The 17908-nt window shown below is 71.9% G+C and carries 20 protein-coding genes; 12 read left to right on the top strand and 8 right to left on the bottom strand.

Annotated elements, in window-relative coordinates; all coding sequences use genetic code 11:
* Window positions 1-71: 71 nt before the first annotated feature.
* The gene (locus tag ACZ501_RS08885) at window positions 72-656 is read left to right on the top strand and encodes a dihydrofolate reductase family protein (protein WP_468793512.1); all 585 of its coding nucleotides are present in this window, start codon (window positions 72-74) and stop codon (window positions 654-656) included.
* A 56-nt stretch (window positions 657-712) separates the two neighbouring features.
* Entirely contained in the window at window positions 713-916 is a 204-nt protein-coding gene (locus tag ACZ501_RS08890) for a hypothetical protein (protein WP_468793515.1), read from the top strand.
* Here ACZ501_RS08890 and snpA read toward each other — a convergent pair.
* Window positions 913-1575, bottom strand: coding sequence for a snapalysin (snpA, locus tag ACZ501_RS08895; protein WP_362465740.1), 663 nt, complete (start codon window positions 1573-1575; stop codon window positions 913-915). The two genes, ACZ501_RS08890 and snpA, sit on opposite strands and share 4 nt — an antisense overlap.
* 225 nt (window positions 1576-1800) lie before the next feature.
* Here snpA and ACZ501_RS08900 point away from each other — a divergent pair, with 225 nt between their 5' ends.
* From ACZ501_RS08900 to ACZ501_RS08910, 3 genes are all read left to right on the top strand, one after another.
* Window positions 1801-2733 carry a LysR family transcriptional regulator gene (locus ACZ501_RS08900; protein ID WP_361608695.1) on the top strand — a complete coding sequence of 311 codons (933 nt, stop codon included), beginning with the start codon at window positions 1801-1803 and terminating at the stop codon, window positions 2731-2733.
* A 419-nt stretch (window positions 2734-3152) separates the two neighbouring features.
* The gene (locus tag ACZ501_RS08905) at window positions 3153-4067 is read left to right on the top strand and encodes a DUF4097 family beta strand repeat-containing protein (RefSeq protein WP_361608693.1); all 915 of its coding nucleotides are present in this window, start codon (window positions 3153-3155) and stop codon (window positions 4065-4067) included.
* A 1-nt stretch (window position 4068) separates the two neighbouring features.
* Complete coding sequence (locus ACZ501_RS08910) at window positions 4069-4965, top strand: PadR family transcriptional regulator (RefSeq protein WP_361608691.1); 897 nt, start codon at window positions 4069-4071, stop codon at window positions 4963-4965.
* On the opposite strand, the gene ACZ501_RS08915 is transcribed toward ACZ501_RS08910, so the two are convergent.
* The 4 genes from ACZ501_RS08915 to ACZ501_RS08930 all read right to left on the bottom strand — a co-directional run bounded on the left by ACZ501_RS08915 (window position 4962) and on the right by ACZ501_RS08930 (window position 8341).
* The gene (locus tag ACZ501_RS08915; RefSeq protein WP_361602912.1) at window positions 4962-5522 is read right to left on the bottom strand and encodes a Clp protease N-terminal domain-containing protein; all 561 of its coding nucleotides are present in this window, start codon (window positions 5520-5522) and stop codon (window positions 4962-4964) included. The genes ACZ501_RS08910 and ACZ501_RS08915 overlap by 4 nt on opposite strands.
* Window positions 5522-5731, bottom strand: coding sequence for a helix-turn-helix domain-containing protein (locus tag ACZ501_RS08920; protein WP_042818984.1), 210 nt, complete (start codon window positions 5729-5731; stop codon window positions 5522-5524). The genes ACZ501_RS08915 and ACZ501_RS08920 overlap by 1 nt, the downstream gene beginning before the upstream one ends.
* A 58-nt stretch (window positions 5732-5789) precedes the next feature.
* Window positions 5790-6752 carry a zinc-binding dehydrogenase gene (locus ACZ501_RS08925; RefSeq protein WP_362466113.1) on the bottom strand — a complete coding sequence of 321 codons (963 nt, stop codon included), beginning with the start codon at window positions 6750-6752 and terminating at the stop codon, window positions 5790-5792.
* Window positions 6753-7138: 386 nt separating this feature from the next.
* Window positions 7139-8341, bottom strand: coding sequence for an NAD(P)-dependent malic enzyme (locus tag ACZ501_RS08930; RefSeq protein ID WP_361602903.1), 1203 nt, complete (start codon window positions 8339-8341; stop codon window positions 7139-7141).
* A 527-nt stretch (window positions 8342-8868) separates the two neighbouring features.
* Between ACZ501_RS08930 and ACZ501_RS08935 the strand changes: the two genes are divergently transcribed.
* The 4 genes from ACZ501_RS08935 (at window position 8869) to ACZ501_RS08950 (ending at window position 12417) form a co-directional block, all read left to right on the top strand.
* Window positions 8869-9822 carry an ABC transporter substrate-binding protein gene (locus ACZ501_RS08935; protein WP_361602900.1) on the top strand — a complete coding sequence of 318 codons (954 nt, stop codon included), beginning with the start codon at window positions 8869-8871 and terminating at the stop codon, window positions 9820-9822.
* A gap of 30 nt (window positions 9823-9852) precedes the next feature.
* A complete protein-coding gene (locus tag ACZ501_RS08940) occupies window positions 9853-10800 on the top strand; it encodes an amino acid ABC transporter permease (protein ID WP_361602897.1) in 948 nt (315 codons plus the stop codon).
* 11 nt (window positions 10801-10811) lie between these two features.
* Entirely contained in the window at window positions 10812-11564 is a 753-nt protein-coding gene (locus ACZ501_RS08945) for an amino acid ABC transporter ATP-binding protein (RefSeq protein WP_361602915.1), read from the top strand.
* A gap of 223 nt (window positions 11565-11787) precedes the next feature.
* Window positions 11788-12417, top strand: coding sequence for a CGNR zinc finger domain-containing protein (locus ACZ501_RS08950; protein WP_361602894.1), 630 nt, complete (start codon window positions 11788-11790; stop codon window positions 12415-12417).
* Here ACZ501_RS08950 and sodX read toward each other — a convergent pair.
* Window positions 12321-12740: a nickel-type superoxide dismutase maturation protease gene (gene sodX / locus ACZ501_RS08955; RefSeq protein ID WP_361602891.1), complete on the bottom strand. Its 420-nt coding sequence runs from the start codon at window positions 12738-12740 to the stop codon at window positions 12321-12323. The genes ACZ501_RS08950 and sodX overlap by 97 nt on opposite strands.
* A gap of 172 nt (window positions 12741-12912) precedes the next feature.
* Between sodX and sodN the strand changes: the two genes are divergently transcribed.
* Window positions 12913-13308 carry a superoxide dismutase, Ni gene (gene sodN, locus ACZ501_RS08960; RefSeq protein WP_361602888.1) on the top strand — a complete coding sequence of 132 codons (396 nt, stop codon included), beginning with the start codon at window positions 12913-12915 and terminating at the stop codon, window positions 13306-13308.
* Between the two features lie 132 nt (window positions 13309-13440).
* Here the strand turns inward: sodN and ACZ501_RS08965 are convergent, their stop codons facing one another.
* A complete protein-coding gene (locus tag ACZ501_RS08965) occupies window positions 13441-14109 on the bottom strand; it encodes a hypothetical protein (protein ID WP_468793517.1) in 669 nt (222 codons plus the stop codon).
* 240 nt (window positions 14110-14349) lie between these two features.
* Window positions 14350-14535: a DUF6104 family protein gene (locus tag ACZ501_RS08970; RefSeq protein ID WP_018102711.1), complete on the bottom strand. Its 186-nt coding sequence runs from the start codon at window positions 14533-14535 to the stop codon at window positions 14350-14352.
* A 140-nt stretch (window positions 14536-14675) separates the two neighbouring features.
* Here ACZ501_RS08970 and ACZ501_RS08975 point away from each other — a divergent pair, with 140 nt between their 5' ends.
* Complete coding sequence (locus tag ACZ501_RS08975; protein ID WP_468793520.1) at window positions 14676-16727, top strand: VMAP-C domain-containing protein; 2052 nt, start codon at window positions 14676-14678, stop codon at window positions 16725-16727.
* A 109-nt stretch (window positions 16728-16836) separates the two neighbouring features.
* On the top strand, window positions 16837-17907 hold the full coding sequence (locus ACZ501_RS08980; RefSeq protein WP_468793522.1) for an AAA family ATPase: 1071 nt from the start codon (window positions 16837-16839) through the stop codon (window positions 17905-17907).
* The last annotated feature ends 1 nt before the right edge of the window (window position 17908 follow it).

The raw sequence follows: 17908 nt of genomic DNA on the forward strand, positions 1-17908 counted from the left end.
AAGTACTGCAAGTGAAGTACTTTCATCGACGTGCCCCGGAGCGGCGGCACTCCCGGACGGAAGAGAATCGCTTGCGCAAGCTGACGTACTTCATCGCCACCACCGTCGACGGCTTCATCGGGGCCCCGGACGGCGATGCCGATTTCATCTACGCCTACCTGGACCCGGAGTTCATCGGGCACCTGGCTGCCGAGTACCCGGAGACGATCGCGGGCCCCGGCCGCAAGCAGTTCGGCGTCGAGGACGCCGCGCCCAAGCGCTTCGACACGGTGATCATGGGCCGCAACACCTACGAGCCCGGCCTCGAGGTGGGCATGACCAGCCCCTACGGGCACATGCGCGAGCAGTACGTCGTCTCGCGCAGCCTCACGGAGTCGCCGGACCCGCAGGTGCGGCTGATCAGCGGCGACCTCGCCGCCCAGGTGCGCGAGCTGAAGGCGCGGGACGGCCTCGGCATCTGGCTGTGCGGCGGCGCCGACCTCGCGGCCCAGCTGGTGGACGAGATCGACGAGTACATCGTCAAGACCTACCCGGTCGTCGTCGGGACCGGCATGCCGATGTCCCGGGCCGGCTTCGGGGTACGTGACCTGGTGCTGACGGGCTGCACCGCCCTCGGCGGCGGCCAGGTCATCACCTCGTACGACGTCAAGCGCTGACCCGCCCGGCGGCTCTTCCCCCGTCAGAACGCGGAGAACCGGCCTACCGTGGAGGTATGGCCGGTGAAGAGCAGCAGAACGAGGAGCACGAGACGGTCGCCCCGCGGGCCGGGCACGAGCAGCACGTGTGCCCGGCCTGCGGACGTCCCGTGGAGACGGTGGTCAGAAGGCGCAAGTCCCTCGGGATCTTCGTGCCCGAGTGGAGTCCGGGTCCCTGCCGGAACCCGGACTGCGTCCTCTGCGTACCCGCGGGGTCTTAGTTCTTGGCGTCCAGGCCCGAGGCCAGGCCGTTGGCCCACAGCTGGTCGACGCGCGCCCGCTCGGTGCTGTTCGGGGTGGCGTTCTGGCACGAGGTGCCCGGGCCGCCGCCCGACATCAGCTCGCTGCACGGGCCCGAGTAGTGGTCCGGCAGGCCCAGCACGTGCCCGGTCTCGTGCGCCGTCACGCGGGTGGAGTTGTACTGCTGGTTCTGCCGGTAGTCCAGGAAGATGTAACCCCGGCCGTGCCCGTCCGTGCTCGCGTACGAACCCCGTGAGTCGTTGCCCTCGCGGTAGGAGAAGTTCCCGCCGGAGGACACCTCCTGGAGCTTGACGTTGTTGACCGAGCTGTTCCAGATGCGGGTGGAGTTGGCTATCTGCGTACGGAAGCTCGGCGCGCTGCGGGTGTTGTACGTGACGGTGACGGAGAGCAGGCCCGGGTTCGCGGCCTTCTGCTCGGCGACCGAGCGCTTCACGGCCTCGAAGAAGGCCCGGGTGGCGGCGTCGTTCTCCTGGGAGCGCTCGTACGCGGCGTAGCTCGCCGGAGTGCCGGCCGCGGCGGTGGTCGCGGCTCCGGCGCTGGGGACGACACCGCCGAGGGCGGCGGCGACGCCGAGGCCGACGGTGGCGGCGGACAGCATGGTCCTGCGGGAGTGGCGCATGTGGGGGGCTCCTACTCAGCCGGTGCGGTGGGGGGTGGATGGGTCGTCCGGTACCGGAGTCTGCGGGAGCCGAAGGGGCCGGGGGATGATGTCAGAACCCGATAGCGCCGGGTTATCGGGCGGGTTGCGCCAGGACAGACCTTGGTCAACTAGCGGGAGAATGGCGGGATTCGGGCGGCTATCGGCGGCTGGTGCGGGCCCCCCGGGCCCGCCTACCCTCGGGTCATGGAGCTCGAGGTGAGGCACCTGCGCGCGCTGTGTGCCATCGCGGACGCCGGCAGCCTGCACAAGGCCGCCCGGGAACTCGGCGTGAGCCAGCCCTCCCTGACGACGCAACTGCGGCGGATCGAACGGGCCCTGGAGGGCGAGCTGTTCCTGCGCGAGCGGACCGGCTGCCGGCCGACGCCTTTCGGGCGCACCGTGCTCGGGCGGGCGCGGCCGCTGCTCGCGGACATGGCCGCGCTGGTCGCCGAGGCGCGGGCAGCGGCGCAAGGGCCGCGGCTGCGGATCGGCTCCACGGCGAGCCGGGCCCTGCCGGGGTGGCTGCGGCGGCTGCACCTGCGCGCACCGGAGACGGAGACGTCGCTGGTGGTCGACGTCTCGGCCAACGCGCTGCTGCGGATGACGGCCGCCGGGCAGCTGGACGTGGCGTTCGTGCACGAGGTGGAGGGCAGTCCGCTGCGGGTGCCGGCCGGGCTGGAACTGCGGGTGCTCATGGAGCGCGAACCGCAGTTCGTCTCCATGTCCCGGGACCATCCGGCCGCGCGCTCACCGGTGGTGGCGTTACAGGACCTGGCCCGGGACCGGTGGACCGTCGACCCCTCCGTCGACGGGGAGTGGGACGGGTTGCGGAGGGTGTTCGCGGGAGCGGGGGTCGATCCGCCCGTGCTGCACGCCGACTACCACACGGCGACCTCGCTGATCGTCTCCGGTGAGGCGGTGGCGCCGTGCCAGCCGACGTCCGGGCCGCGGGACGACATGGCCATCCGGCCGCTGTCGGGGGACCCGCTGGCGGTACGGCTGCTGCTGGCGACCCGGCCGGGGGAGCACGAGGAGGTCTTCGCCGACCTCCGCGACGCGTACCGCGAGGCGGCCCTGCGCACCCCGCCGTACCGCGCGTGGCTGCGGCGGCGGGGGAGCTCGCTGCTGGTGGCGTAGTCCTGGCCCTTGCCCTTGCCCTTGCCCTTGCCGGGCGGGGTGTGGGTGCCGGTGTTGGCCTGTTGGGCGGGGTGTGGGTGCCCTGGTGCGGGGGTGTCGTGGGCCGGGGTCGGGGGCGGGGTGGGGTGTCGTCCGGGACGGGCTTCGATGTTCGGCGCCTGTTCCGGATCCCGTAGGGGAGCGGTACCGCGCGCCGAATTCATCTCGTTTTAGTCCCGGACGACACCCCACCCCGCCCCCGACCCCTCCGTTGAGTGCCCAACCCAGCCCCGCCGGCGCGGGTCCGGGCAGAGCCCGGGGAGGCTTCGTGCAGCGGCACGCCACAGGCCCCTGAGGTGCTTGACTTACGGGGGCCGCGATATATCGTGTTGTGAGACGCGATATGTTGCGTGCACCAGCCCCCGAGGAGGAGCAGCACCATGGCAGAGCAGATGACCTGGTCCGTCGCCGCACCGCAGAAGCTCACCTTCGAGCAGCCGGTGCACGACCTGCGCGTGCGCGTCGTCGGCGGCACGGTGAACGTGGTCGCCGCCGAGGAGGGCCCGGCCCGGCTGGAGGTCGCCGAGGTCGACGGGCCGCCGCTGCACGTGGTCCAGGAGGGCGGCACGCTCACCCTCTCGTACGAGGACCTCCCCTGGAACGGTTCCCAGGGCTTCAAGAAGTGGTTCGAGGGCAAGCCCTGGAAGGCCTGGTCGGGGGCTTCCAAGGACGGCCGCAAGGCCTGGGAGCGCAGCGTCACCGTCACGCTCACCGTTCCCGCCGCCACCCGCGTCCAGCTCGGCACCGTCAGCGCCGTCGCGTTCGTCTCCGGGATCGCCGGCGGCACCGAGGTCCACGGGGTCTCCGGCGACGCCACCCTGGTGGGGCTCTCCGGCCGGGTCCGGGCGAACACCGTCTCGGGCAGCGTCGAGGTCCAGTCCGTCACCGGTGAGCTCGGCTTCCACTCCGTCTCCGGCGGTCTGACGGTGGTCGACGGCGCGGCCGGCAGCGTACGGGCCGACTCGGTCAGCGGCGACATGCTCATCGACCTCGTCCCCGACCCGGCCGCCCCCACGCCGGTGGACATCCTGCTCAACTCCGTATCCGGCCAGGTGGCGATCCGCCTTCCGCACCCCGCCGACGCCAGGGTCGAGGCCAACACCGCCACCGGCAGCGTCTCCAACGGCTTCGGGGACCTGCGCGTCACCGGCCAGTTCGGGGCCAAGCGGATCACCGGCACCCTCGGCGCCGGCACCGGCACCCTGCGCGCCACCACCGTCTCCGGGGCCATCGCCCTGCTGAGCCGCCCGCAGGCCGACGCCGCTCCCCTCCAGCTCGACAAGAAGGTGCTCTGACATGCCGCCCGTCTTCGCCCACGGACGCCTCCGCCTCTACCTCCTCAAGCTGCTGGACGAGGCGCCCCGCCACGGGTACGAGGTGATCCGGCTGCTGGAGGAGCGCTTCCAGGGGCTGTACGCGCCGTCCGCGGGCACCGTGTACCCGCGGCTCGCCAAGCTGGAGGCCGAGGGGCTGGTCACGTACGCCACCGAGGGCGGGCGCAAGGTGTACTCCATCACCGAGGCGGGTCGTGCCGAGCTGGCCGACCGGGTCGGGGAGCTGGCCGACCTGGAGCTGGAGATCCGCGACTCCGTCTCCGAACTGGCCGCGGAGATGCGCGACGACGTACGCGGCGCCGCGGGCGACCTGCGCCGCGAGATGCGGGCCGCGGCCTCCGCGACGGCGACGCACGTCGAGGACGAGTCCTGGAAGGCCGCCAAGGAGGAGCTCCGCAAGGCGAAGCAGGAGTGGAAGGAGCAGGCGCGCCGCGCGAAGGACGAGAGCCGCCGGGCCCGCGAGGAGGCCCAGCAGGCCCGCCGCCAGGCCAAGGAGGCCCAGGAGCGGGCCCGTGAGGAGGTGCAGCGCATCGCCGCGCAGCTCCAGGAGCAGTTCGCCAGGTCCAGCGGGGTGCTGGGCAGCCTGGCCGGAGCCTGGCTGGGCGGGAACGCGGCCGGTGCCGGCCCCGCCGCCGAGGCGCCGAGCGCCCCCGGGCCCTCGGGCTCGGCGTGGGCGGAGGACCTGGCGCCCACCTCCGACCCGGCGCGGGACCTGGACCGGCTGCTGGACCGTTTCCGCGACGACGTCCGCGACGCGGCCCGCGACCACGGCGTGACTCCCGCGCAGCTCGCCGAGGCCCGCGCCCACCTGGCGGCGGCCGCCGCCCGCATCGCCGCCGGACTGCGCCCGGGAATCTAGGCCGCGAGGGCCGTCTCCGCCGAGGCGTAGGTGACGCCGTGGTCCGCCAGGACCTCCGAGACCGTGCCGGGGCGGGAGATCAGGGCCAGCAGCAGGTGCGGGGTGCCGATGTGGCGGTCGCCCCGGCCCAGGGCGATGCGCAGGGACTGCTCCAGGGTCTTCTTCGCGCCCTGGGTGAGGGGGACGTGGCGCCGGTCCGGGCCGGGGCGGCCCAGGGCGGTGCGCAGGGTCGCCGTCAGGGTGCGCCTGCGGGGTGCGGGGGCCGCGAGGACGCCCGCGCCGTGGCTCTCCTCGATCCGGGAGACGATCTGCGCGAGGTCGATGCCCAGCCCCGCGAGGGCCTCCTCGTCCGCCCGGGACATCCCGCCCCGGCGGCGGGCCGCCTCCAGGGCGGCGGTGACGGCCGCGCCGTCCACGTCCAGGCGGTCCAGGGCGCCCCCGGCCAGCAGGGACAGCAGCAGGTGCTCCTCGGTGACGGTGGCGGCGCCGGCCGCCCGGGCCCGGTCGACCGCGCCCGTCACCGCGTGGCGCGCGTCGAGGGTGAATCGTTCGAACATCACAGCCTCCCGTGTTTCTTGTGCACGGCCTGCCGGCTGACGCCCAGCTCGGCCGCGATCTCCTGCCAGGACCAGCCCTGCGCGCGGGCGCTGCGCACCTGTACGGCCTCCAGCTGCTCCAGCAGCCTGCGGAGGGCGGCCACGGCGCGCAGGCCCACGCGCGGATCCCGGTCACCTGCCCGTTCGGCGAGGTCGGTCGCTTCGGTCATGCACGTCAATGTAGGTTGACACGGGAGGGGTGTCAACCCTGGTTGACGAGCGCGGAGGTCAGACCGTGAGCACGACCTTTCCGAAGAGGTCGCCCGACTCCAGCTTCTCGAAGCCCTCGCGCGCCCGGTCCAGCGGCAGCACCTGGTCGATGACCGGCCGCACGCCGGTGGCGGCGCAGAAGGACAGCAGGTCCTCCAGCTCGTCCTTGGTGCCCATGGTCGAGCCGACCACCTTCAGCTCCAGGAAGAAGATCCGGTGCAGCTCGCCCTGCGGCGGGTTGCCGCCGCTGGTCGCGCCGGAGATCACGAGGGTGCCGCCGGGGCGCAGGCACTTGACCGAGTGCGACCAGGTGGCCGCGCCCACCGTCTCGATGACGGCGTCCACCCGGAGCGGGAGCCGCGCGCCCGGCTCGTACGCCTCCACCGCCCCGAGCTCCACGGCCCGCTTGCGCTTGGCCTCGTCGCGGCTGGTGGCGAACATCCGCAGGCCGGCCGCCTTGCCGAGGACGATCGCGGCGGTGGCGACGCCGCCGCCCGCGCCCTGCACGAGGACCGAGTCGCCGGGACGGACCCCGGCGTTGGTGAACAGCATCCGGTACGCCGTCAGCCAGGCCGTCGGCAGGCAGGCGGCCTCCTCGAAGGAGAGCTCGGCGGGCTTGCGCAGCACGTTCCAGGCCGGGACGGTCACCTGCTCGGCGAAGGTGCCCTGGTAGCGCTCGGTCAGGATGGAGCGGGGCTCGTCCGGGCCGACCCCGTGCCCGCTCTGGCCGATCACGGAGTGCAGGACGACCTCGTTGCCGTCCTGGTCGGTCCCGGCGGCGTCGCAGCCGAGGATCATGGGCAGTTTGTCCTCGCCGAGGCCGACTCCGCGCAGCGACCACAGGTCGTGGTGGTTGAGCGAGGCGGCTCGGACGTTGACGGTCACCCAGCCGGGGCGGGCCCCGGGTGCCGGGCGTTCACCCAGCACGAGGCCGTTCAGCGGCTGGTCACGGTCGATTCGGGCGGCATAGGCAGCGAACATGGCGCCAGAGGCTACCGGTCGGTAGGCCGGTCTGACCAGAGGTGCTTGATCACCGGCGAGCCGGAATGGAACCACTGGTTCGATCCTCAACTACCGCCCGTACCAGGTGGTTTGCCGCGCGCATGGGACTAACCGGAACGTCAAGAGCGACCGAGGATGAGGGTAGGATTCAAGCCATGCGGCGCGCTCGCCATGAGCCTGTCATTCTCGTCGCGTTCTCGCTTTGCGTTCCCGCGTTCTCTCGCGCGCCCGGCAAGGGGGGCGGAACGACCCCTCCCGGTTCGGGGGCGGGGAGGGTGCGTTCCTGCGAGAGGACGACGCGCACGCGAAGAGGCCCGGCCGGAATCGATCCGGCCGGGCCTCACCCGTACAGCTCAGCATGGCGCTCAGGCCAGGCGGGCCACCCCGTCGGCCTTCGCCGCCGCGGCGACCGCGGCCGTGACGGCCTCGGCGACGCGCTCGTCGAACGGCGAGGGGATCACGTAGTCGGCGGCGAGCTCGTCACCCACGACACCGGCGATGGCGTCGGCGGCGGCGATCTTCATGCCCTCGGTGATCCGGGTCGCGCGCACCTTGAGGGCGCCCGCGAAGATGCCCGGGAAGGCCAGCACGTTGTTGATCTGGTTCGGGAAGTCCGAGCGGCCGGTGGCCACGACAGCCGCGTACTTGTGCGCGATGTCGGGGTGCACCTCCGGGTTCGGGTTGGCCATGGCGAAGACGAAGGAGTCCTTCGCCATCGAGGCCACCGCCTCCTCGCCCACCGTGCCGCCGGAGACGCCGATGAAGACGTCCGCGCCCGCGAGGGCCTCTTCGAGCGTGCCGTTCAGGCCGCTCTTGTTGGTCAGGCCCGCGATCTCCGCCTTGACGTCCGTCAGGTCGGTGCGCTCCGAGGAGACGACGCCCTTGCGGTCGGCGACGCAGACGTCGCCGATGCCCGCGTCGACCAGGATCTTGGCGATCGCGATGCCCGCCGCGCCGGCGCCCGCGATGACGGCCCGCAGGTCGCCGAGGGTGCGACCGGTGAGCTTCGCGGCGTTGCGCAGGGCGGCCAGCGTCACGATGGCCGTGCCGTGCTGGTCGTCGTGGAAGATCGGGATGTCCAGCGCCTCCTGGAGGCGGCGCTCGATCTCGAAGCAGCGGGGAGCGGAGATGTCCTCCAGGTTCACCCCGCCGAAGGACGGCGCGAGACGGATGACCGTCTCGATGATCTCGTCCGTGTCCTTGGTCGCGAGCGCGATCGGAACCGCGTCCACGCCGCCGAACTGCTTGAAAAGAATCGCCTTGCCCTCCATGACGGGGAGGGAGGCCTCGGGACCGATGTCACCGAGGCCGAGCACGGCCGTACCGTCGGTGACGACGGCGACCACGTTCGACTTCCAGGTGTACTCGTTCACGAGCTCCGGCTGCTCGGCGATGGCGGTGCACACCTTCGCCACGCCGGGGGTGTACGCCAGGGACAGGTCGTCCTTGTCGTTCACCGGGACCGTGGCCTGGATGGCCATCTTGCCGCCCCGGTGCAGCGCGAACACCGCATCGGGGTTGTTGTCCGTCGCACTGTCGCTGCGAGGGTTGACGATCTCCGCTGCCACTTCGTGTGACCCCTTAAGTCCTTTGAATCGTTGAGGGTGGCCACTCCTGGTTAAGGGGTGGGCGGGCACCGCGTCCGTACTCCGCATCGACGGTTGGACCGTCTCCGCGGAGGGGAGGTTCGTACGCGCGGGCGCGCCGCACGCGCGCCCTGAGCCCCGGATGAGGGGTGTAAGGATCTGTTCTACCCGAAGAACACTCGGCCAGACGAGTCGATTCCGGACTGATCGTAGGCCCCTTGTCCCGGTTTTGGCTAAAAGTCCAAAGCTCTCTGTCCAGCAGGCGAGACGTCCCGCAAATAGTGAGGCGAAAACGGCAGGTCACGGGGGTTTGTGCGGCTCCGGGAGGCCTTGCCCGCAGTCCTGTTGGCTAGTCGGCCGCGCCCGTTATCTGATTTTGACCTGACGAGCAGCCTGAATGCGTCAGTCCGAATGGCAAGATGCCGTAATCACACAAGGTCGCGACACTCGATGGTGCGTGCCCGGCCTTCTCTCGGATGCTTTTCCACCCCTGTCGGAGGAACCAGCTCATGACCGCAAGCACCACCCGTCGTACGACCGCCGCCCGGTCCCGGATCGCCGCGGTCGGCGCGATCGCGGTCGCCGGCGCCCTGATTCTCACCGGATGTGGCGACCAGACCGAGGGCAACGGCTCCTCGACCCCGTCGGGCAAGACCGACAACAGCGCCCCGCTGTTCTCGAAGCTCCCGAAGAAGATCCAGGACGCCGGTGTCGTCAAGGTCGGTTCGGACACGGCCTACGCGCCGATGGAGTTCGTCGACGGCGGGAAGATCGTCGGTGTCGACCCCGACATCGCCGAGGCGCTCGGCAAGCAGCTCGGTGTGAAGTTCCAGTTCACCTCCGGCACCTTCGACGGCCTGATCACCTCCCTGGAGACCGGCCGCCAGGACATCGCGATGTCCTCGATCACGGACAACAAGAAGCGCCAGGAAGGCCTCGACGACAAGGGCCAGAAGATCGGCAAGGGCGTCGACTTCGTCGACTACTTCTCCTCCGGCGTCTCGCTCCTGGTCAAGAAGGGCAACCCGGACAACATCAAGTCCCTCGACGACCTGTGCGGCAAGACGGTCGCCGTCCAGCGCGGCACCACGTACGAGGACACCTTCAAGGCGCAGGCCGAGAAGTGCGGTGACAAGAAGCTCACCATCGAGGCCTTCGACACCGACGCCGAGGCCCAGACCCGCGTCAAGGCCGGCGGCGCCGTCGCCGACCTGAACGACTTCCCGGTCACCGCCTACACGGCGAAGACCTCGGGCGGCGGCAACGACTTCGAGGTCGGCGGCCAGCAGGCCGACGTCGGCCTCTTCGGCATCGCGGTCTCCAAGGAGAACACCCAGCTGCGCGACGCCCTCAAGGAAGCCCTCGACGCCATCATCAAGGACGGCTCCTACGCCAAGGTCCTGGAGAAGTGGAACGTGAAGGACAGCGCCGTGCAGTCCGCCACGGTCAACGCAGGAAAGTAAGACCGAGCGCTCCACTGAAGGGCAGTCATTGTGACTGACAAGATCGACAAGGGTCCGGCCGCAACTCCGGCCGGCCCCGGCGCCTCGGGCACCCCCTACGAGGCGATCAAGGCCATCCCCGTACGGCACTACGGTCGCTGGATCAGCGCCGTGGTCGTCGCCGTACTGCTCGCGTGGCTCGTCTACGCCTTCTCCCAGGGCAAGATCATCTGGGGGACGGTCGGCGACAAGCTGTTCGACCCCGCGGTCCTCACCGGCCTCGGCAACACCGTCATCATCAGCATCTCGGCCATGGCGCTCGGCCTGGCGCTCGGCATCCTCTTCGCCGTGATGCGGCTGTCGAAGAACCCGGTCACGAGCTTCGTGTCCTGGCTCTACATCTGGTTCTTCCGCGGCACCCCGGTCTACGTGCAGCTGCTGGTCTGGTTCAGCCTCCCGCTGATCTTCCAGTACATCAACCTGGGCCCGATCTACAAGAACGAGACCGTCGACGTCATGACGCCGTTCATGGTCGCCCTGCTGGGCCTCGGCCTGAACGAGGGCGCCTACATGGCGGAGATCGTCCGCGCGGGCATCCAGTCCGTCGACGAGGGCCAGAGCGAGGCCTCGCACGCGCTCGGCATGACCCAGACGCAGACCATGCGCCGCGTCGTGCTCCCGCAGGCCATGCGCGTGATCATCCCGCCGACCGGCAACGAGTTCATCAACATGCTGAAGACCTCCTCCCTGGTCTCGGCGGTGCAGTACACCGAACTCCTGCGGGCCAGCTCCAACATCGGCAGCACCGCCGGCGCGGTCATCGAGATGTACTTCGTGGCCTCCATCTGGTACCTGGCGCTGACCAGCGTCTTCAGCGTCGGCCAGTACTACCTGGAGCGCCGCTACGCACGCGGCTCGCTGCGGAGCCTGCCGCCGACCCCCTTCGAACGGCTCAAGGCAAACCTGAACATGTTCCGCCGTACGGAGGTGGCGAAGTGACCGCCCAGCCGATGGTCAAGGCCGAAGGCGTCCACAAGTCGTACGGCGCCGCCCACATCCTGCGCGGGATCGACCTCGAGGTCGCCCCCCGCGAGGTCTTCTGCCTGGTCGGCCCGTCCGGCTCCGGCAAGTCCACCTTCCTGCGCTGCATCAACCACCTGGAGCGCATCAACGCCGGCCGGCTCTCGGTCGACGGCCAGCTGGTGGGCTACAAGCAGAAGGGCGACAAGCTCTACGAGCTGAGGGACAGCGAGGTCGCGGCCCAGCGCCGGGACATCGGCATGGTCTTCCAGCGCTTCAACCTCTTCCCGCACATGACCGCCATAGAGAACGTCATGGAAGCCCCGGTCATGGTCAAGGGCGAGAGCAAGGCGGTGGCCCGCGAGCGCGCCGTACGCCTCCTCGACCGCGTCGGCCTCGGCGACAAGGGCGGGAACTACCCCACCCAGCTCTCCGGCGGCCAGCAGCAGCGCGTGGCGATCGCCCGCGCGCTGGCCATGGAGCCGAAGCTGATGCTCTTCGACGAGCCCACCTCGGCCCTGGACCCGGAGCTGGTCGGTGACGTCCTCGACGTCATGCGGGACCTGGCCGAGTCGGGCATGACCATGATCGTGGTGACCCACGAGATGGGCTTCGCCCGCGAGGTCGGCGACAACCTCGTCTTCATGGACGGCGGCGTGGTGGTCGAGTCCGGCCACCCGCGCGAGGTGCTGGGCAACCCGCAGCACGACCGGACGAAGGCGTTCCTGTCCAAGGTGCTGTAGCGCGGTGCGCCGGCGCAGGGGCGGTACGGGTTTCCGTACCGCCCCTGCGGCGTACCCGGACACGTTCCACCCGCAGCCCCCGGTCGCCGGGCCGGTCCGTCGTACGGAACGGGCCAGTTGTAGCGTCGGCTCTCCGGAACCCCTCCACGCGTAATACCCTCGAAGCGATAACAGCCGTTACGCGGCCCGTGCAGACACTCCTCCGCAGCCATAAGGACTCCACGTGGAACTGGCCCATTACTCGGACTTCGCCGTGCGCCTGGTCAACACCGAGGAGCCGGCCCGCAACAAGGACGCCCTCACCTCCGTGGACGACGTCCGCGCCCTCTTCGGGGCCAGCGTGCAGATGGCCCGCCGGGTCACCGACACCGACGTCACCCGCTTCCGCAACGTCCGCGGCCGGCTGCGCGCCGTCTTCGAGGCCGCCGACGGCGGCGACCACGTCCTCGCCGTCGACCTGCTGAACTCCCTCCTCATGGAGTTCCCGGTCAGCCCCCAGGTCACCGGCCACGACACCGTCCGCGACGACGGCAGCCCCGACTGGCACATCCACCTGGCCGAGCACCCCTCCAACGCCTCCGCAGGCTACGCCGCCATGGCCTCGATGGGGCTCGCCTTCGCCCTCACCGAGCACGGTCCCGACCGCCTCGGCCTGTGCCAGGCGCCGCCCTGCCGCAACGCCTACCTCGACACCTCCACCAACCGCTCCCGGCGCTACTGCTCCGACCGGTGCGCCACCCGGGCCAACGTCGCCGCCTACCGCGCCCGCAAGCGGCTGGAGGCCGAGGCGTCCGCGCGCAGCAGCCGCACCGCCGACACGGCCCAGGACAGCCGCGCCCTCAGCGAGCGCTGACCCGCCGGGCGCGGCCGCAGCCGCAGCACGGCCACCGCCAGCACCAGCTCATCGGGGACCGCGCCGTAGTCCGTGCTGTCCCCCGTCTCGTTGAACGGGTTGTCCCCGAGCATCCACCAGCCGCCCGGGCGGCGCTCGGCCGCCCGTTTGACCACCAGCAGGTCCTGCTGGAGCGGATGCCGGAACACCACCACGCCACCCGGCCGGACCGGCGCCCCGTACCGCACCACCAGCCTGTCCCCGTGCAGCAGCGTCGGCACCATCGACGGCCCCGTCACCTCGCTGATCCCGACGCGCACCCGCGCCCGCCCGCTCTCCGCCATCTCCGGCCTCCTCGTCCTCCCCGCATGCTGCCGTATGCCGCCGTACGTTCGCTCACCGCTACCCGGCCGTCACTGGACTTTTGTCCTAAGCCCATGGGGGCGCCCGCGATTTCCGGATTCTCAGCGAGTAATCTCCACCCTTGAGAAGACGATCACGAGGAGGACCCACTCCATGCTTTCCCGCTTCTTCGCCCCCAAGGTGAAGGTCTCCGCCCACTGCGACCTGCCCTGCGGCGTGTACGACCCGGCCCAGGCCCGTATCGAGGCCGAGTCCGTCAAGGCAGTCCAGGAGAAGTACCAGGCCAACGACGACGCGGACTTCCGCGCGCGCGCCATCACCATCAAGGAGCAGCGCGCCGAGCTCGCGAAGCACCACGTCTCCGTGCTGTGGAGCGACTACTTCAAGCCGCCGCACTTCGAGAAGTACCCGCAGCTCCACACCCTGGTCAACGACACCCTGAAGGCCCTCTCGGCCGCCAAGGCGTCGAACGACCCGGCGACCGGCCAGAAGGCCCTCGACCTCATCGCCGAGATCGACCGCATCTTCTGGGAGACCAAGGCCGCCTGATCTTGGGCGCCCGAGGAATCTGCTGCGCTGCTGATCAGAGCGCACACCACAACGGCCCGACCGCTCCCCGCGGCCGGGCCGTTGGGCTCTCGCCGGGCGGCAGGCGGGAGGGTCGGATGCGGTACGGCGGTGCTACTTCACGTCCTTGGCCAGCACGGCCACGGCGGCCTTGCCCACCACCGTCGTCAGGACGTAGTTCGTCGAGCTGCTGAAAGCGACACCCACGCCGGCCGGTATCGCCTTCGCCATCGCCTTCTGGGTGAAGGTGATGGACACCCGCTTGAACAATTGCTTGATCGTGATCAGAGCGGGGCCCCGCAGGTACTGGTACACCAGCTTCTCGGCGACCTTCTGGACCGCCGCCTTGCCGCCCTTCGCCGCCATCTGTTCGGCCGAGCCCGCCAACGCGAGCAAGAAGGCGAGGTGCTTCTTGTCCTCGCCGCTCAGCTCGGTCTCGTACACCTCGACCAGGCACATGCACATGTCGACCTGGAGCTTCAGGACCATGGCGGCGTCGGTGACACCGCCCCCCAGGACCGCGACCGCCGTCCCGACCCCCGGAATCACGCTCGGGGCCGCGGTGACCGCTCCGGCGGCCGCCGCGAGTTTGGAGTACCGGCCGGTGATCTTGGCCGCGATCCTGCGCTTGTCCTCGAGGCTCTCGGGCTCCCGCTCGAACTTCTTCCGGAAGGTCGCACGGTAACCGTCCACGAGCTTGGTGGCCGCCTCCGGCGTGATGGCGATCGTCTCGACCGCCTTCTGGAGCCGGGACGGTTCGAGCTCGTCTGCCGCGTGGTTCATGGGTGCCTCTCCGGATCCGTTGCACCTCGGGAAGAGGACAACTGGTACTGCGTACGGTCCTGTGTGCGGAAACAGTGACATGTACAGCCGATCCCGGGCCCGTCTTTCAGGAGTTCGGTCTCGCGGTGGGACGTTCCGGCCAGGCGTGCGGGCCGTGTGCGCCGAGGGGCCCGACCGCGTGCGGTCGGGCCCCTCGGCCGTGTTCCGTCCGGCCCTCGGGCCGTGTGGGCGCTGCCGGGACTACTCGTCCTCGTCCTCGTCGTCGTCCAGGCGGGCCAGCCAGGTCGCCAGGCGTTCCACCGGGACCTCGAAGTCCGGGTTGAGGTCCACGAACGTGCGGAGCTGCTCGGCGAGCCACTCGAAGGTGACCTCCTCCTCGCCGCGCCGCTTCTCCAGCTCCTCGATGCCGCGATCGGTGAAGTACAAGTCGGGCTCCGTGCCGTGTGGTGATGGGGGTGTTTCCCGCCAGGATAATCGGCTTACCCGCGAGACCCTCCCGCCCGCGGGGCCGCCGGCGCTACGGTGGACGCCCTCTCACGGGGCGAGCGGGCGACGGGGGTCTGGGGATGCCGGAAGGGCGCACGGCCGGCTCCGCGCGCGCCTTCGAGCTCCTGGAGCCCCTGGTCCGTGCCGCCACCGTACGCGTCCACGCGCCTGCGGACGGGTATGAGAGCCCTGGGACGGGGCCGACCTGGGGGAGCGGGTTCTTCATCGCCCCCGGCTGGGTCCTGACGTGCGCGCACGTGGTCGGCGAAGGGGGTGCTGCCGTGCGGCTGGCCGGACGCGAGGTCGGCATCACCTTCTCCTCCGGCGGGGACGGCGCCACCGGCACGGTCGCCGGCCGTGTCGAGTGCGTACTGCCCGAACGGCTCGACGAGCGCCGGCCCGGGCGGCGCGCCCTGTGGGACCTGCCCGACCTGGCGCTGGTCCGGGTGCTCGCGCCCGTCACCCACGCCTGCGTGTGGCTGACCGACCGGGCCCGGCCCCGCCTCGACGAGGCCGCGTACTTCGGCTGCACCGAGGAACTCGGCATCCGCGAGATCACCGGCCGCACCACCCGGCTGCGCGGCATCGCCGCCGGCGGAGCCGCGATCCGCCTCGGCGACGACGACGAGATCGAGGCCGGCATGTCCGGCGGGCCCGTGGTCGACCTGGCGCGCGGGGAGGTCGTCGGGATCGTCAAGGCCCGCCGCCACGCGGGCGGCGGCGGACTCGCCGTGTCCGTGGCCCAGCTGCGGACCCTGCCCGTGGGGGCGGCCGGCCAGCCCGGGCTCTACCACAGGGTCATGCAGGCCCATGACCTCTACCACTACGACCGCCACCTGAGCGACCTCGACAGCCGCCGCACCTGGACCGACGTGCACGACGAGCTGCCCGCCGGGGAAGCGGACCCCTACGGCGGCCGCGGCCGGCTCACCCCCGGCGAACGCACCACCCTGTGCGGGCTGCTCGCCGAACTCCCGCCGCCCACCTCCTCCGAGGCCGTGCGGGAACTCGCCGAACAGGCCCGCGGCGAGGAGCCCGACACGACCCTGCCCGCCCCGCTCAGCTGGCGCGACGGCCTCGGGCTCCTGCACGACCCGCCGGGCGCGGGCGGCGAGGCCGCCGCGATGCTCCGGTACGCGACCGCCGTGAGCGTCGCCGACTACCGCGAGCCGCCGGCCCCGGGCGCGGACGAGGAGCTGTGGGACTGGGTACGGGCCACCGCGGAGCGGCTGTGGCGTCCGCTGCGCCGGGAACTGGGCGAGCGGCACGAGCGGGGCCTGGCCGAACGGGACCGGCGCCGGCGCGCCGCCGCCGGCCGGGAGGCGCACGGCCCCGCCCGACGGGCCCACGTGCTCCCCGACGGGCCCTCGGTGCTGCTGGAGGCCTGGGCGCACGGCTGGGAGGACGTCTACGACTGGCGGGTGTCCGTCCTGGCCGGCCCGGCCCGGCCCGGCCGGGTCACCCCCGTGGCCGCGGGCGTACGGGCCACCGCGCCGGCCCTGCCCGAGGCACTGCGCGCCCCGCTCGCCGAGGGGTTCCGGCGGTGCGACACGCACGAGAGCGCCGCGCTCCTCGAAGTCGCCGTCGCTCCCGAGCTGTTCGGGCTCGCGGTGGACGAGTGGGCGGTGTCGGGCGGGACGCCGGTCGGGGTGCAGCGGCCGGTGGTGTTCCGTTTCGGCGGGGACGCCGTCTCGGCCGGGCGGTGGGAACGCGTGCAGGCGGGCCCGCTGCTGGCCCAGCGCGCCGACTGCCTGCGGGGCCGGCCGCGCAGCCCCTCGCCGGGGTGGCTGGAGGGGCTGGTGGACACCGCCGTGCCGGTCCTCTGCCGGGCGGCGGGCACCGAACCGACGCGGGGCGCGCTGCACGCCGTACGGGACGCCGGCTACGGGGTGGTGCTGTGCCGCAGGCCCCCGGCGGACCCGGCGGTGTCCTGCGCCCCCTTCCACCGGGGGCTGCGCGAGGAGCTGGCCGAGGCGGGCCGGGGCGCGGTGCTGCCGCGGCGCCTCCAGGCCCTGCGCCAGCGGGCGTACGGGGCGGATCCCGACGCCTACTGGGCGGCCGGGCTGGTCCTCGTCTGGGACGACCCGGCGCGGGCGCTGCCCGAGGACGAGCCGCTGCAAGGGGACCTGTGAGGCGGGGGCCCGGGCCGGGCGGGGGCCGGGCGGGGAAGCCGGTAGAGCGGGGCCCGGGTGGTGCGGGCGGTACGGGCGTCGCCGGTGGAGCGGGGCCCGGGCGGTACGGATGGTACGGGCGTTGCGGGCTTCGTGGGAGGGAGCGGCCGTGAACGAGGAATGGCTCATCTACCGGGGCGTGGGCGACCCCCACGACGGAATCGCGGCCCTGCCCGACCCGCCCCCGTGGCGGGACTTCGACGGCGGTCCCGTCGTGGAGCCCGGCGGGCCCGCCGCGGCCGCCGACGGGAACGTGGCGCGCCGCCTCGGCGCCCACCGGCAGGCCGCCGAGCTGCACCGGCCCGAGCCCGAGGAACTGGAGGCCGTCAACGCCGCCCTCTACCTGCGCAGGCCGCTGCTGGTCACCGGCTACCCCGGCACCGGCAAGTCCACCCTCGCGCACGCCGTCGCCCACGAGCTGAAACTCGGCCGGGTGCTGCGCTGGCCGGTGGTGTCGCGGACCGTGCTCCAGGAGGGCCTCTACCGTTACGACGCCCTCGCCCGGCTCCAGGACGTCCAGATCGCCGCCGGCGCGGGCGGGACGGGGGCCGGCGGGGCGGGGAGCGGCGGCGTGCCCGGCATCGGCAGGTACATCCGGCTCGGCCCGCTGGGCACCGCGCTGCTGCCCGCCGCACGCCCGCGGGTCCTGCTCGTCGACGAGCTCGACAAGAGCGACATCGACCTGCCCAACGACCTGCTGAACGTCCTGGAGGAAGGCGAGTTCACCCTGCCCGAGCTGGAACGGGTCGCCGACTCCGAGCCCGAGGTGCAGGTGCTCACCGACGACGGGGCGAAGGTCACCGTCCGGGACGGCCGGGTGCGCTGCCGGGCCTTCCCGTTCATCATCCTGACCAGCAACGGCGAACGGGACTTTCCCGCCGCCCTGCTGCGCCGCTGCATCCAGCTGCGGCTCGGGCAGCCCGGGGAGAAGCGGCTCGCCACCATGGTCCGCGCCCACCTCGGCGAGGAGGCCGCCCGGCTGGGCGCGGACCTGATCCGGGAGTTCCTCAGCCGCTCCCGCTCGGAGCTGGTGGCCGCCGACCAGCTGCTGAACGCCATCTACCTCACCCACTACGCCGCCCCGCCGAGCCGGGACGACCTCGCGGACCTGCTCATCCAGCGCCTCGACCGCCCGAGGTGAG

The organism is Streptomyces sp. NPDC034085 (assembly GCF_055575555.1).

Coding starts and splice junctions, on each gene's coding strand:
- ACZ501_RS08890 (WP_468793515.1), top strand. CDS start 713: ATGGCCGGTGAAGAGCAGCAGAACGAGGAGCACGAGACGGTCGCCCCG.
- snpA (WP_362465740.1), bottom strand. CDS start 1,575: ATGCGCCACTCCCGCAGGACCATGCTGTCCGCCGCCACCGTCGGCCTC.
- ACZ501_RS08900 (WP_361608695.1), top strand. CDS start 1,801: ATGGAGCTCGAGGTGAGGCACCTGCGCGCGCTGTGTGCCATCGCGGAC.
- ACZ501_RS08905 (WP_361608693.1), top strand. CDS start 3,153: ATGGCAGAGCAGATGACCTGGTCCGTCGCCGCACCGCAGAAGCTCACC.
- ACZ501_RS08910 (WP_361608691.1), top strand. CDS start 4,069: ATGCCGCCCGTCTTCGCCCACGGACGCCTCCGCCTCTACCTCCTCAAG.
- ACZ501_RS08915 (WP_361602912.1), bottom strand. CDS start 5,522: ATGTTCGAACGATTCACCCTCGACGCGCGCCACGCGGTGACGGGCGCG.
- ACZ501_RS08920 (WP_042818984.1), bottom strand. CDS start 5,731: ATGACCGAAGCGACCGACCTCGCCGAACGGGCAGGTGACCGGGATCCG.
- ACZ501_RS08925 (WP_362466113.1), bottom strand. CDS start 6,752: ATGTTCGCTGCCTATGCCGCCCGAATCGACCGTGACCAGCCGCTGAAC.
- ACZ501_RS08935 (WP_361602900.1), top strand. CDS start 8,869: ATGACCGCAAGCACCACCCGTCGTACGACCGCCGCCCGGTCCCGGATC.
- ACZ501_RS08945 (WP_361602915.1), top strand. CDS start 10,812: ATGGTCAAGGCCGAAGGCGTCCACAAGTCGTACGGCGCCGCCCACATC.
- sodX (WP_361602891.1), bottom strand. CDS start 12,740: ATGGCGGAGAGCGGGCGGGCGCGGGTGCGCGTCGGGATCAGCGAGGTG.
- sodN (WP_361602888.1), top strand. CDS start 12,913: ATGCTTTCCCGCTTCTTCGCCCCCAAGGTGAAGGTCTCCGCCCACTGC.
- ACZ501_RS08965 (WP_468793517.1), bottom strand. CDS start 14,109: ATGAACCACGCGGCAGACGAGCTCGAACCGTCCCGGCTCCAGAAGGCG.
- ACZ501_RS08975 (WP_468793520.1), top strand. CDS start 14,676: ATGCCGGAAGGGCGCACGGCCGGCTCCGCGCGCGCCTTCGAGCTCCTG.
- ACZ501_RS08980 (WP_468793522.1), top strand. CDS start 16,837: ATGGTACGGGCGTTGCGGGCTTCGTGGGAGGGAGCGGCCGTGAACGAG.